The organism is Pseudarthrobacter sp. BRE9 (assembly GCF_031844305.1).
GTDB lineage: Bacteria > Actinomycetota > Actinomycetes > Actinomycetales > Micrococcaceae > Arthrobacter.
Genome location: NZ_JAUZUY010000002.1, coordinates 99995 through 112034 on the forward strand (window position 1 = coordinate 99995; position 12040 = coordinate 112034).

A 12040-nucleotide genomic window follows, 5' to 3' on the forward strand; every position below is an offset into this window, starting at 1 on the left:
GCGCCCTGGCGCCTTCACGCCTGCCCAGGACCCGGATCGGCTCCCGCCCCTGCCGACCAGCGGCCGCCATTGGCGTTAGCCCTCTGCAGATCTGAACGATGGACTGTACGGAAACTGGCGCGACCATAAGGACAACACGTTGCCCGACCGGTAAAGCATGCGACTCCAACACCCGTGTCCGCTGACGCTGAGGACGTCTGGTGGCGTGCATTGGACGGCAGGCCGCGGGCTTACTGGCCAGAGGCCACGCGGGGTTTAGGGGCCGGAGTGCAATTTGGGGGACCGGCGCGGGGCTGAAGACTTCCTTGCGGAGCGCATGTGCCTTATTTTGGAAAGTTTTCGGTTCCTGGGCCGGCGCGGCAGCGCCTTGGTGGCGCGGAGGACCCGCCCAGCGATCATGGGACTATCAGAATGACAGGGAGTTCGTACTTCTGCTTGTCCACCGGTGATCAAGAACTGAGCGGCATGACTAGGGAGCCTAAGGCCGAATAGCAGCAGTGGATCTTTTAGGACGCAAAGGAACCGGATCCGTTCCCTGCAGGGTGCGGTTGGGGGTGTCGAGTCTGTGACGAGGTCAAAATTGCACGCGTACATTGTCCACACTTTTTGGTTTCTATCGGGTGGTACTGGCTCCGGAATGCTCCGGATTCCGCATGTTTTAGCGGTTTCCCAGTGTTTGCAAGGGCTGGAAGGCAGTTCGAGTCCCACCTCGGGCACAGCATATCCCCTCGTCAGGGGCGATTTTGCTTTGACGTGTGTACAAAGCTTGATTTTCGTCGCTCTGACGGGTTGGTTCGCGGGCTGTGGCCTGGCCCCCGCGGGACCTGTTCAGGTGTGTGGGGTGGCGGGTTCAGTGTCCTGGCTGGTGGGCGCTCCGCCTGCTGACATGAGGTTATGCTGTTCCTCCTTCCGGTTCTGTCGGGTAGGCCCGGGCTGGCCTACACCTATTCATGTGCCGGGAGATCGAAGACGACATGACCGCGCCGATTTTCTGTGCAGGCAATTCTTCGATGCGATCGCGGGGGCGCCTGGGAGTCCCATCCCGGCCGTTGTCCTGTCAAAGATGGTGTTGACAGTGTCAACATTTACATCTGCTGTCTTCGGCGCTTTTTGCGCTGTGCGTCGCAGCAATAAATGGCCGTCTTTTCGCAGCGCTAAATGCCACCCTCGATCGCTAGGCCGATCCTTTAGATGCTGTAGCAAGCACCACTCGAGGCACACACGCACGGCATGCGCCGGTCGACTGTCTTGAAAGGCTAGGGATTCGAGGCACGGAGTTTTCGAGACACGTTGCGACGGGCTACGCCAGCTTCGGGTGCCCGTAAGGGGATCCCTATCCGGGCACTGGTCACGAGATCGTTGGCAACCGTCCCGTAGAAGGTTCCTTCACCGATCGCAGTCGGCTTCTACATGGCAGGCCGACGCGAGGACGTCCAGTGCGGACTCCTCTGAGTTTGAGTGTGCTGATCCCGTGGATGGATGGATGGATGGATGGGTGGATGGGTGGCGAAGCGGGCAGCGGCGCCGGGTGCCCGGCAGGCGCCGGGCACCCGCGGGCGAACGGTAGAACTCGCCGTAATAGGTCCCGAGCCGGTCTCGATAGGCGGGATCGTCAGCGGTGGCATCATCGAGTTCTGGCGAATCCTTGATCTGGGCCTTCGTGAGATCGACCTAGACCTTCTCGTCCGCGTCGTCGACACGCTGAATCGTGCCCGCCGGAAGAATTACATTCCGGCCGAAGATCCATGGGCCGGTGTCGACCACGATGCTGCTTTCATCGACCGCGTTGCTGGCCTCGTCGACCTTGCCGATGTCGCCATCGGAGGCGTGAACGCGATAGCCCACGATGGTGCCGGACTCAGCTGCGCGAGCCGACGAATCACGGTAATTCCAGGCGTCCCACCGATCGAAGTCATCGGAGACATCCTGTTGCGATGACCGCCAGAATCCACCGATCCCTCAGCGGGCGAATTTCGGTCGTCGCGACCGAATGCGCCCTTTGACCGGACGATCAATGGAGATTCGCCGCGCCCGTGCTTTCGACAGAGTTTCCAGCGGGATCAGCGGATCGGACCACTAGACAGGCTTGTCGAATACGCCCTGGATGAACACCGTGCGCCCGGCGTCGGTGTTGCGCCCGGAGTTACTCGTCTTGACGGCTGCCTGTTCTCCCAGCACGAGATGCATTCCAAGCGGAGGAGGGGCGCTGGAGCCGCTCGCACCCGACGCTTGCGCCTTCGCCTGCTGTGCCTTGCGCGCCGCCACGATGTCGGCGGTAATGTCGCGCCAGGTGCGCTCCAGGAGACCTGCACCGCGGATCAACCCGCGGAGGGATTCCGCATCGGCCAGATGGCTCTGGTTGGGGCGGCTCGCCCATGGGACCGGAAGCTCGATCGGCTCGCCGTTCCCCGCGCAAATTTCCTGGCAGACGAACAGCCCGCCCGGCCTGAGTACCCGGGCGATTCCGGAATACAGGCGGCGCTTGTCCCGGATGTTCATCTGCATTTGTATCGTCCACACCACGTCGAAGCTGGACGCGGCGAACGGAAGCTCCAGGGCATCACCCGCCTGAAAGCGGGTGCGATCGGACAACCGCGTCATCCGAGAAAGGGCGTTGGCCACCCCGCAGAATTCAGGCGAGAGATCGATGCCTGTCACGTCGCAACCCAAAGTTGCGGCGAGGTAACGCGCCGGGCCGCCCAACCCGCTGCCCACGTCGAGCACTCGCGATCCTGGCGGAATCTTTGCAAGCTCCACCAATGCGCGCGTAGCCGAACGTCCCGCGGAGTGAAACTCGTCGGCCGGCGCGAGATCTTCGTGCGTGACCGAGTCCAGGTCCTTGCCGAGAGCTTGCAACCCCGCCACGATTCGCGGCAGAAGTCCGCCCGGCTCGTAGTGACGAAGCATTTCCTCGTGCGAGTCGCCCATGGGCGCAAATTTTGCGCGGATTTCGGGGAGCCGTCAAGTATGCGCTTGCTCCCACCACCCCGTCACCTGCCCTCCTCCGGCAGGAGGGAGGGTCTGGCCTGTGCCCTCGCGAGGTCTCCACTCGACGCAGAAAGGCATCGCAGACCCCCTGACCAGCAAACGATCTCTGTCCTCCTAGACGACATCGGAAGGGTCGCGGTCGTGCAATTCTCCCTTCGTCCCAAGGGTCCGTGGGTGGCTGACAACCTGGATCAGTGGATAGCTCGCCTCCCCGCAATCGCTTACGGCTTCGTTGTCCGCTGGACCGTTCCCGAGATGCGATCCATGGCGCAATTCCTACTGGTGCTGTCAGGCGTCTTGCTCGGCACCGCAGCAACGCTTCTTATGGAATTTCTCCTGCCCCGCCGTGCGGCAGAGAAGGCAGAGGCGGCGACGGATGCGTCGCGAGAAATTAAAGAGACGTCGCTAGAACTTCTTCGCGAGACTCAACTCCTGCTTGCCCGCGCGCAGGCCGAGTTGCGTCAACGAGCCTGGTGGCGACGGCGGCCGAAAGGTTCAAGGCGATACAAATAGGAACCTTATCTACCTCGCCCTGTCGTCTCGCGGAGGCCAACATCGCCGCTCAGCGATCACAGCGAGCCACCAGCGTTCGTAAGCCGGTCGATTTTCGTACTACAAGAACCCGCTAGTACTGCCCGCAAGATTACTGACCAGCGCCATGTACGTAAGACCCGCACGGTCAGATGCACGGTGATGAGGGGATTACTGTAACTATGTCCTCATGACAGGAATGAAGATCGGCTATGCCCGATCTCGACGAACGACCAGGACCTCACCGCCCAACGCAACGCTCTCCTTGCTCTCGGTGTAGAGGCGCCCCAGATCTTCGTCGATCACGGACTTACGGGAGCGAATCGGGTGTGCCCCGGGCTCCGTGAAGCAATGGCGGCCTGCCGAGGCGGCGACACTCTCGTGGTGAGCAAGCTCGACCGGTTGGCGCGCTCCCTTTCCGACGCCAGGGACATCGCCGACGAACTGACGGCCAAGGGGGTAGTACTTAGTCTTGGCGGCAGCACCTACGACCCGACTGATCCGGTCGGCCGGCTGCTGTTCAACGTCCTAGGAATGGTGGCCGAGTTCGAGGCGGACCTGATCCGCATGCGAACCCGTGAGGGAATGGCGGTCGCCAAAGCGAAGGGGCGCCTGAAACGCAGGCAGCCTAAATTATCCAAGACCCAACGGAAGCATCTTCTGACTCTGCACGATGCCGGCGAGCACACGCAGGCTGAACTGGCGGAGCTGTTCCGGGTGTCTCGGACGACGGTCTACCGCGAGCTCCAACGACGGACGCTGGCGCCAACTACCAGGAACGACACCTGAGCGCTGGCGGACAGGACGGACCCTAGGGTACCGACTACCGCGCGCAAAGACCGCAGTTGCAGCACAAACGACTTCCAAAAACGACACCAAGGCTGCGCCCAATCATCAGCAACCAGGCAGCGCACCGGAAACATCTCGAGTGCGTCACGATTTCCCATTCCTATCCTTCGGGGACCCGGCCGTCGGAGATGCGTCCTGGAAACTTTCCTCATCGCAGGCACCCCGCAAATATACGGACCGAATGGGAGGGACTAAAGATATCGACCGTTTTGCATACAAGCTGCCGCACCGTTTGTGGCACCATCACCAGGCAATATTTCGGGCGGTCTAGTGGGAATCCGGAACCTTCGGAACCGCGCGGTCGGTCACACCAGTCGCGGGAAACGGTGCGATGACCGGTCTGATCTTCGGAGATTTTTGGCGCTCTTCTGTTCAGGGCGTTTGCGCTGGCGGCCCGTCTCTCCGGGCCCGCCTCATTCTGCCTCCGACGATGCGGGGTAGAGGAAGACGTCTACGGAGTCGCCGCGGTAGTGGAACCGGACGACGCTCCCCTTTGGGAGGCCCATTACGGCATCATCACCCGAATGGGTTTGCCCGCCGACGTCTGCAAAAAGATCGACCCCGGGCGGCACGCAATTGGCGCCGTCTACAAAAGGACCGGAACGATCGATGAGCATGAAGCACCGGTAGCCCCGTCCGTCCACGAAGAACCAGGGTTCGAATCCCCGATACTGTTGATAGCCGCGGAAGCTGGATTGGCCGGCAGCTTCCCCCCAAGGGAATTCCAGCGTTGAGAGGAATTCCAGCATTGTGAGAACGTCGCTGTCAGCCTCGTCTGCGATCGGATGCAATGTGGCATCGGGATGCGGCCTGAGGATCGATGCCACGGTGAACACAGCGGCAAGCAAGACTGCCAGCACGCCGGCTATAAATGAGTAACGGCGTACTCGTGTCGCCGTGAAATGACGCCAAGTCGACCACATCGATCCAATCCTGGACTCCGCCACGGGCGCAATACTGTTTGCCGGGTCCGGCACTTCGTCAATGAACCTGGTCCTGGTGGGGTGAGCAACTGAACCGGAATCCGGGGCTGCAGCGGGTGTTCTGACGTCGGTGTCGGTGGGGGCGCGGGGACTCGCGCTGCGTGCCGCCTCCAGTTCCGCCAGTCTTAACTGTGCTGCGGGGTCGGACTGGATATCCGGATGCGGACCGTATGCCCTCCTGCGGAGCTCGTCCAGCTCCCGCTGAGCGTCGGACCGGGGTGAGGATGGGTCCATCAGCGCGCCTCCGGGATGAGGTAGACGTAAGCATCCACCGTGTCGTCACGAAGTACGAATCGGATGATGCCGTCGCCGGCGCGTCCTTCGAATCCTTCAAACCCATCCCGGGATGAGGCGACGTCCATCATGAGATCTGCTGGAGCCGGAGCACAGCGAACGTCTGAGAGATTACCGCTCGCCCTGTGCAGTGCCACGAGACACGGCGAGTCGAACGCGTTCACCCCGGAATAGATCTCGAGACCGAGATACGACCCGTATCCGCGGAGGGTTGAAGCCTCGATCTTCAACAGGGGTGCTCCCCTAAGCAGCAGTTCGGGGAGCCGGTTATCGACCGCGGCCCCGCTCGGATGAAGAGTGGCATCAGGACGCGGCGCGGTTAACAGCAGGGTCGTCGTAACGATCCCTCCCGCGAGGACCAGTGCGGCACCGGCCCAGTACAAGCGACTCCACCTTGGCAGCGGATGTTCCATCGAGGCAGCGTCCGCGGGGGCCTCCGAATCTGGCGCACTCTCGCTCGCCGGGGCAACCGGCAGAGAATTGACGTCAGCGCGGTCCGCCGCCTCAAGTTCGCGCAACCTCGCTAGGCCCGGAGGGTCGACACTTATGTCTGGATCCGGACCGTATGCCCGCCTGCGGAGCTCATAAAACTCACGGTCGGCGTCCGAAGAGTGCCTGAAGCCTTCCACAGCTCAAAGTACACCCGTCTCGCGGAGCGGGTCTATACGCTCAAACATGGCTCAGCCTGGCCTTGAGTCGTCTTGTATCGCATGCGTTTCGTGACACTGAGGCTATGAGACACCCCAGGTGGGTTCAGAGAAGGGGTCGGCGCCCGCGGGCGGGATCGCCTTTCGCATCAGCCGGTCACTTGTCGGACTTGAACACGATCGAGTCGAAGACGGCGCGTGCTTCTCTCGTCAGCTCCGGATTGATGGGTGGGTGGAAGGCCACCCAAGCCTCTCTCGTCAGCTCCGGACTGATGAGTGGGTGGTATTGGGCCACCCAGATCACAGCGCGCTGGTCGTTCAGGTCGACCACCCGGTAGGTTTCGCGTTCATTGTGAGTCGAGTACCAGCGTGAGCATTCGTATGAGGATTCTGAGTGGATGCAGAACCTGTCGCGGTCGCAGGCTGTGATGTCCACGTCGCCCTCGACGGAGTGGTCAAACTCGAAGCCGGAGTAATCGCCCACCACGACCTTGACGGGAGGGGTGCTGGCCGTTGAGGTCTGCGCCGTCATCGCCTCGACGAAGGCCTCAGCCGACGGATCAAGCTTAACGAGCGCGTCCTGCCACGCGCATGCGTCCGTCGGCACGTAGTCGGCGGGCCACCAACCCACGAAGACCGCCCCTTCATCCAGGTGATCCAGGTCGTACTTGCCCACGCCCCTGCCGCCGCCAGACCAGCCGTCCGGGACGGTGATCTCGAACGGCTCCGTGAAGCTGGTGACGAGGTACGTGCCGGCGTCGAAGTCGCAGCCGGGGCCGACGTCGCCGCTGCACGGCAGCGGTGCGACCGAGCCCGGCAGCGGTGGGACCGAGCGAGCCTCCGTACTTGGTGCGGGGGACGGCGCCTCCATAGTTAGTGCGGGGGAGGGCTCCTCGTAGGTGCACGCCGCTAGGCCGACGGGCCCGAGTAGTCCGACTGACACGATCGATGCCGAGGCTATAGCGCGACGTAGCAGCACGGACATGGAGGCCTCCAAGGGCGAACTTTGTGCTGGGCACGTTACGCCCAGCCGTCAATGGCCACAAGGGCTAGGCACGGACTGCAGGCCGCACGCGAACAAGGACGGGTCGGCGGACGCAAACGCATCATGACGGATGCCAAGATCCGTTCAGCCCGAAAGCTCCTAAACCAGGGAACAACTCCCCGGGAGGTCACCGACACCCTTGGAGTCTCCGTGCCCACCCTTAACCGATGGGTCCCGGCAACAGGCGCGACCGAGGCACCAAAGAAGTAGTTCCTGCTGGTTTTGTGCAGGCGACTTCTGAAAAACGGCCTCCATATCCGTGATGTCGGGTTGTTGGCCTCAGCATTGGCCAGGCCGGCTACGACTGTCATGGGCGAGGAAGCCTATCCGGAACTGGCGGTGAAGGCGGCAGCCTTGTTGGAGTCGGTCGCCCGGTTCCATCCAGTCATTGTTGGCAACAAACGGACGGCGTGGACGCTCATGGTGCTGCTGCTGTGGATCAACGGTTACCGGCATGGCTTCACCACGGATGAAGGCTTCGACCTCGTCGTCGGAGTCGCCGCGGGCACTATCGACTTGCTGGACTCTGCCACCGAGATTTCCAGGCATCTGGTGCCCCGGTAGTCCTCCAGCGCCCCCCCCGAAAGCGGGTGTGGACAATGTCCACACCATTCGTTTCGGACTGGGCCAAACAGCCTTCGAACCCGCCAGGATTCCGCATGTTTCCGCGGGTTCCCAGTGTTTTCAAGGCCTAGAGGACAGTTCGAGTCCCACCTCGGGCACGACATATTCCCTCGTCAGAGGCGATTTTGCTTTGATGTGTTGACAAAGCTTGTGGTCGCGTCGTTCTGACGGCTGGTTCGCGGGCTGTGGGCTGGCCGCCGCGGTGGCCTATTCAGGTGTGTGGGGTGGCGGGGTCAGGACCCTGGCTGATGGCCTTCCGCCTGCGTTTTTTGGGGTTTCGTGGGTCCTCGTTTCGGTGCTGTCTGGTTGGGCGTGGTTGTCCAACACCTATTCATGGCCCGGGGTTGCGGGCACAACATGACGTCGCCGATTTTGGTCCGAAATTCTTCTTGAAGGGCAGCTGGTTCTTGCTCTCACCGCAGGAAGCCGCCCTTGGGTGGTGCAGCCCGCTTGAGCTCGGCGATCCGCAACCGGAGGAAGATGACGGCCAGCACCAGGGCGTACACCGCGAGGCCGGCCACCACGACCGTGAAGACTGCGTACAGGATCCCGAGGATGCCAAAGGCCGGACTGAGACTAAACATTGCTACCCCCAAATAGTCGTTGGACCCTAGGCTACGCGAACTGGAGGATCTGCTTTCCAGACGGAAGGACTTCCGCGCGACACTCGCAGGCGGGGCATCTGCCTAGGAAGTGCTTGGTCCAGCTTGCTGCGCCGCACCTTCCGGAGACGCCCGGGTCCCTTGAGGTAAAGGACGTACTGCTTCACAGCGATTTGGGTGGCCAGGCAGACCGGGGATCGGCTTGTGCGACCCGGTTCGCTTCAAGTCATGACACCAGCAATCCCCCTCGCCTTCTGTGCAGTGCTCGGCTTCCCCGCCGTGTTCCAGTTGCTGCTCATCATTGGCCTTCCCTTGGAAGGTTCGCGCGGGGAGGTCAAAGCACGGTGCTTCCGACGAGGGAGCGTGTGGGAAGTGTAGTTTCGATCGTGATTTACGCGGCTTTTGCGGTCGTTGCGCTGGAGCGGTCCGGGTTAATTTGGATCCTCGCTTCCCGCGTTGTTGCCGTGGTCGCGATGTGGGTGATTGCGGCCTACCTGTTGCTTAGCGCGCTTCCGAACCTTGCGTCCAAGAGCAAGTACGAACGGCGGGCTAGTGTCGCTTGTGCTGGCCGGCCTCGGAGTCCTTGTCGCCCTGAGTTGAGCTGAGTGGGCAGGCGGGTGCCCGTCCAGGCAATCGCGCCCAGGAACACCAGGCCGATCGCCGCCAAGGGGTGCATGTCGACAGCCTAGGACGGTAGGGCCGGGATTCGCGGGGCGCTACCCCGCACCCGGACATGGGAAAGGGTGCGCCCCCGTTCATCGCTGAGCGCACCCTTCCTGAAAAAGCGGTTAGTCCTTGCTACTTGGCGGCGGGGCCGACAGTAGGAGCTGTCAGGCCGGATCCCGGCTGATCGACAGTTCCATTCGCTGCGCTGCCTGGGACCGTTGTTGCGGCGGCCTGGCTTGGCGCCGTCGACGGTTGCGACGTGGCCTTACCCGCAGGGGTAGTCTGCTTCGGGCTTGCCTTGCTCGTGGGAGTGGGTGAGGCCGTGCTTTCCTCCGTGGGGCTGGTGGCCTCCTCCGTCGGCGAGGTGCTGGGGACCACCGCCTTGGCGCTGGGCCGCGGATCCGTCGCGGGTGTGCCCGAAGTGTTCGCCGCATTGGAGGCCATCTGGGTAATACCTGACTGGAGCGTGGCAGTGCCGTTCGACAAGGACTTTCCGGTGGCGGCCTGGACACCAACAACGGACCCCAGCCCGATCACGAAGATGGCAGCTGCACCCAAGGCCATGCGGGCCCGGCCCGGCAGTGACCTGTGCGGCTTAGCGATCAAAGGTGTATCCACTTGCTCCAGCGGCAAAGGAGCTGCGGACACCTTGCCGGAGGTGGCGCGGATGCTGGCCGTGCCCGTGGGCTCCTGCGGGACGGCCCTCGTTGCGACGGCACCGCGGCGGGGCACGACGCGCTTGAGCTGCTCGTGGCTCCTTTCCAGGGATGCCCGGAACAGAGGCACGGCAACTGCGGAAATAACACTGAGGATAAAGGCCCCGATGACGGTCCCGCCAAGTCCGAGGTTTCCGCCTACGACGGAGGCCACGGCCGCCGCGCCTCCGCCAGCGATGACCTGAGTCGGACTCAGATCAAGGCCCTTCTTCACGGGTTCGGGGGCGTTCTTGGATGTTCCTTCGGAGTTGTTATCGTCGGTGTTGATCATGGTTCCCAAGTTTGTATTTGTGCAGAAGATTCGCGCCGACGATTCGGGTCGGCATTCTGAATGAACGCGTTGAGCTGTTGACGCTTCACCTTCAAGGTTTCCACGCGCACCTGAGAGTTTCAGCGACCACGCCGAGAACGTAATTAATCACACAGTCGGCCCGCCGGAGGTCCCCAACCGGTGGCAAGCGCTTGAGCAGCAGTAATGTTCCACTGGCCCTTCCAGGGCACGAAAAAGGCGCACCCAGCTGAGCGCGCGCATTCCGCGGTTCGGGTCAGCGCTTCTTGAAGGCGTCCTTAACCTTTTCGCCGGCCTGCTTCAAATCACCCTTGGTTTGGTCGGCCTGGCCTTCGGCCCGCAGTCCCTCGTTTCCAGTCGCTGCGCCGGCAGCTTCTTTGACCTTGCCGCCCGCCTTCTCGGCGGTATTGCGAATCTTGTCTCCCGCTCCCACGGTTCCACCTCCTACGGTGTTGCAGCCGGTATGTGCGGCTACACCTCCAGTAAGCATGCCGCGGATGGGGTTTTCAAGCCCCTCAGTTCGCCACCCGCGGGGCAGCGCCACTGGCCGCCCGCCAGATGTCAGGACCAGAAGTCGGCGGCCTTGGACGTGTCCTCCGCCATTTCAATGCCCTCCGTCACCTTCCCGTCGGAGACGCTGAAAACAATGACCTGCCGCTCATCCAGGGTCTTGCCGTTGCGCTCGGCACGCGTGAGTTGAATGCCGACGGTGTACGTCTCGCCCACGATGACGTCCTCCACGGTGACGTTCATCGATCCGTTGGATCGGGATCCAAGCTCGCCGAAATAGGTGAGGATCTCGTCCCGGCCCTGCTTGACCCCGGATATAGGCCCGTTTCCAGCGGCGTGCCACGTGGCGTCCTCGCTGAAAATGTCCCGGAGCGTATCCATGTCGCCAGCGCTGAATGCTTCATAGCCCCGCCGAACCAGTTCCGCGTTTTCCTGCGATCCCATTTCGAGCCTTCTGTCATTGTTGTCGGGTTCCTGCGGGGACAGGTTAGTCCTGGGCAGCAGCACCGTCGAGGGGGACTAGCCCCCTCGATACCCCCTGCTTTTGAAGATGTCACGTGTGGGGGATTCTGGGTTGTTGTCGCGATCGAAGGCTTTCCAGCGGTCTCCGACGGCTCCCGTAAAGTAAGTAGGGTGACTAACAACATCAGCCCGGCCCAGGCATGGCAGCGCCTGCTTGATGGCAACGCCCGTTTCGTCTCCGGAGAGGCCCGGCATCCGAACCAGGGCGCTTCGAGGCGAAGCGAGCTGGTGAACAGCCAGAACCCGTTCGCGGTCATTTTTGGCTGCTCGGACTCACGCCTGGCCGCCGAGATCATCTTCGACCTAGGGCTTGGTGACGCGTTCGTGGTCCGCACGGCCGGGCATGTTCTCGACGATGCCGTTCTCGGGTCGCTGGAGTACAGCGTCTCGGTTCTGAACGTCCCGCTGATCGTTGTCCTCGGCCACGACAACTGCGGCGCCGTCACGGCCACCAAAGAAGCACTTGACACTGGGGAGATGCCACAGCGCTTCATCCGCGACCTGGTGGAACGGATTACTCCGTCGGTGCTGACCTCGCTGCGGGACGGAAGGACGGAGATCAACGACATGATCGTCGACCACGCCAGGCTGACCGCCGAGCGGCTCCTCGAAAGCTCCCCGGTAATCGCCGCCGCCGTGCACAATTCCTCCACCGCGGTGGTCGGCGTTGCCTACCGGCTCGCAGAAGGCCGGGCCCAGCTGGTAACAGAGTCTGCACTGTTCTAGCCCGTCATTCCGGGTCGAGGACGAGACCGGCGGCAACATGGACTGCCC

The 12040-nt window shown here is 62.5% G+C and carries 12 protein-coding genes and 1 pseudogene; 5 read left to right on the forward strand and 8 right to left on the reverse strand.

Annotation, left to right across the window (positions count from 1 at the left end; all coding sequences use genetic code 11):
- The first annotated feature begins 1491 nt into the window (after positions 1-1491).
- Complete coding sequence (locus Q9R31_RS05335) at positions 1492-1938, forward strand: hypothetical protein (protein WP_311261714.1); 447 nt, start codon at positions 1492-1494, stop codon at positions 1936-1938.
- A 138-nt stretch (positions 1939-2076) separates the two neighbouring features.
- Here Q9R31_RS05335 and Q9R31_RS05340 read toward each other — a convergent pair whose 3' ends face one another.
- Complete coding sequence (locus tag Q9R31_RS05340; protein WP_311261715.1) at positions 2077-2928, reverse strand: methyltransferase domain-containing protein; 852 nt, start codon at positions 2926-2928, stop codon at positions 2077-2079.
- A 234-nt stretch (positions 2929-3162) separates the two neighbouring features.
- Here Q9R31_RS05340 and Q9R31_RS05345 point away from each other — a divergent pair, with 234 nt between their 5' ends.
- Entirely contained in the window at positions 3163-3501 is a 339-nt protein-coding gene (locus Q9R31_RS05345; protein WP_311261716.1) for a hypothetical protein, read from the forward strand.
- Between the two features lie 217 nt (positions 3502-3718).
- Positions 3719-4308, forward strand: a pseudogene (locus Q9R31_RS05350) (recombinase family protein).
- 473 nt (positions 4309-4781) lie between these two features.
- Here Q9R31_RS05350 and Q9R31_RS05355 read toward each other — a convergent pair.
- The 3 genes from Q9R31_RS05355 to Q9R31_RS05365 form a co-directional block, all read right to left on the reverse strand.
- Positions 4782-5228, reverse strand: coding sequence for a hypothetical protein (locus Q9R31_RS05355; RefSeq protein ID WP_311261717.1), 447 nt, complete (start codon positions 5226-5228; stop codon positions 4782-4784).
- 356 nt (positions 5229-5584) lie between these two features.
- Positions 5585-6058 carry a hypothetical protein gene (locus tag Q9R31_RS05360; protein WP_311261718.1) on the reverse strand — a complete coding sequence of 158 codons (474 nt, stop codon included), beginning with the start codon at positions 6056-6058 and terminating at the stop codon, positions 5585-5587.
- 391 nt (positions 6059-6449) lie between these two features.
- Positions 6450-7277 (reverse strand): hypothetical protein, encoded by an 828-nt coding sequence (locus tag Q9R31_RS05365; RefSeq protein WP_397428218.1) that lies wholly within the window; start codon positions 7275-7277, stop codon positions 6450-6452.
- Between the two features lie 282 nt (positions 7278-7559).
- Between Q9R31_RS05365 and Q9R31_RS05370 the strand changes: the two genes are divergently transcribed.
- Positions 7560-7901: a Fic family protein gene (locus Q9R31_RS05370; protein ID WP_311261719.1), complete on the forward strand. Its 342-nt coding sequence runs from the start codon at positions 7560-7562 to the stop codon at positions 7899-7901.
- Between the two features lie 473 nt (positions 7902-8374).
- Here Q9R31_RS05370 and Q9R31_RS05375 read toward each other — a convergent pair whose 3' ends face one another.
- The 4 genes from Q9R31_RS05375 to Q9R31_RS05390 form a co-directional block, all read right to left on the reverse strand.
- Positions 8375-8545, reverse strand: coding sequence for a hypothetical protein (locus Q9R31_RS05375; protein ID WP_311261720.1), 171 nt, complete (start codon positions 8543-8545; stop codon positions 8375-8377).
- 816 nt (positions 8546-9361) lie between these two features.
- On the reverse strand, positions 9362-10216 hold the full coding sequence (locus Q9R31_RS05380) for a hypothetical protein (RefSeq protein ID WP_311261721.1): 855 nt from the start codon (positions 10214-10216) through the stop codon (positions 9362-9364).
- 274 nt (positions 10217-10490) lie between these two features.
- Positions 10491-10667 (reverse strand): CsbD family protein, encoded by a 177-nt coding sequence (locus Q9R31_RS05385; RefSeq protein WP_311261722.1) that lies wholly within the window; start codon positions 10665-10667, stop codon positions 10491-10493.
- A 128-nt stretch (positions 10668-10795) separates the two neighbouring features.
- Positions 10796-11188: a nuclear transport factor 2 family protein gene (locus Q9R31_RS05390; protein WP_311261723.1), complete on the reverse strand. Its 393-nt coding sequence runs from the start codon at positions 11186-11188 to the stop codon at positions 10796-10798.
- A gap of 189 nt (positions 11189-11377) precedes the next feature.
- On the opposite strand from Q9R31_RS05390, the gene Q9R31_RS05395 reads away from it, so the two are divergent.
- Positions 11378-11992 (forward strand): carbonic anhydrase, encoded by a 615-nt coding sequence (locus tag Q9R31_RS05395; protein WP_311261724.1) that lies wholly within the window; start codon positions 11378-11380, stop codon positions 11990-11992.
- Positions 11993-12040: the final 48 nt, after the last annotated feature.